Consider the following 1,450-nt stretch of genomic DNA (forward strand, 5'->3'; position numbering starts at 1 on the left):
CGCGACCCGCAGACGCTGGCCCGCCCCTGGGCCGTCCCCGGCACCCCCGGCCTCGAACACCGGATCGGCGGCATCGAGAAGCAGGACGGCACCGGCAACATCTCCTACGACCCCGCCAACCACCAGCACATGGTGCAGACCCGGCGGGCGAAGGTCGACGGCATCGCGGTGCCGGCGATCGAGGTCGACGATCCTTCGGGTGAGGCGCGGGTGCTGGTGCTGGGCTGGGGGTCCACGTACGGGCCGATCACGGCGGCCGTCCGGCGGGTCCGGGCCGACGGCGGCAAGGTCGCCCAGGCACACCTGCGGCACCTCAACCCCTTCCCCGCCAACCTCGGCACGGTCCTGAAGCACTACGACAAGGTGATCGTGCCCGAGATGAACCTCGGCCAGCTCGCCCTGCTGCTCCGCGGCAGGTACCTGGTGGACGCCCAGTCCTACAACCAGGTCACCGGCCTCCCCTTCAAGGCCGAACAGCTCGCCGGAGCGATCACGGCCGCCCTCGCGGACGGAGCCCCCCGCCATGTCTGACACCTTCAGCTCGTTGAAGCTGGTGCCGAAGGCGGACGGGCCGCAGAGCGCCAAGGACTTCAAGACCGACCAGGAGGTCCGCTGGTGCCCCGGCTGCGGGGACTACGCCATCCTCGCCGCCGTCCAGTCCTTCATGCCCGAACTGGGCATCCGCCGCGAGAACACCGTCTTCGTCTCCGGCATCGGCTGCTCCTCCCGCTTCCCCTACTACATGAACACCTACGGGATGCACTCCATCCACGGCCGCGCCCCCGCCATCGCCACCGGCCTCGCCGCCTCCCGCCCCGACCTCTCCGTCTGGGTCGTCACCGGCGACGGCGACGCCCTCTCCATCGGCGGCAACCACCTCATCCACGCCCTGCGCCGCAACGTCAACCTCAAGATCCTGCTCTTCAACAACCGCATCTACGGCCTCACCAAAGGCCAGTACTCACCCACCAGCGAAACCGGCAAAATCACCAAGTCCACCCCCATGGGCTCCCTCGACCACCCCTTCAACCCCCTCTCCCTCGCCCTCGGAGCCGAAGCCACCTTCGTCGCCCGCACCATCGACTCCGACCGCCAGCACCTCACCAACGTCCTGCGCGCCGCCGCCCGCCACCAGGGCACCGCCCTCGTCGAGATCTACCAGAACTGCAACATCTTCAACGACGGCGCCTTCGAAATCCTCAAGGACCCCGCCACCCGCGACCAGGCCCTCATCCGCCTCGAACACGGCAAACCCCTCACCTTCGGCACCGACCAGGGCGTCTTCCGCGACAGCGACGGCGAACTCACCATCGCCACCGTCACCGACACCAACCGCCCCGACGTACTGATCCACAACGCCCACCACCCCAGCCCCACCCGCGCCTTCGCACTCACCCGCCTCACCGACGCCGACCTCCTCCACCACACCCCCATCGGCGTCCTGCGCGAC

At 69.2% G+C, this 1,450-nt stretch carries 1 protein-coding gene and 1 pseudogene; both read left to right on the forward strand.

Going from position 1 to position 1,450, the window contains the following annotated elements:
* A pseudogene (locus ABD330_RS32245) lies at positions 1-531 on the forward strand (2-oxoacid:acceptor oxidoreductase subunit alpha); the annotation flags it as partial.
* A partial coding sequence (locus tag ABD330_RS32250) for a 2-oxoacid:ferredoxin oxidoreductase subunit beta (protein WP_344469872.1) occupies positions 524-1,450 on the forward strand: 927 nt, incomplete at its 3' end. The pseudogene ABD330_RS32245 and the gene ABD330_RS32250, both read left to right, overlap by 8 nt.

It is taken from the genome of Kitasatospora kazusensis (assembly GCF_039529945.1).
GTDB lineage: Bacteria > Actinomycetota > Actinomycetes > Streptomycetales > Streptomycetaceae > Kitasatospora > Kitasatospora kazusensis.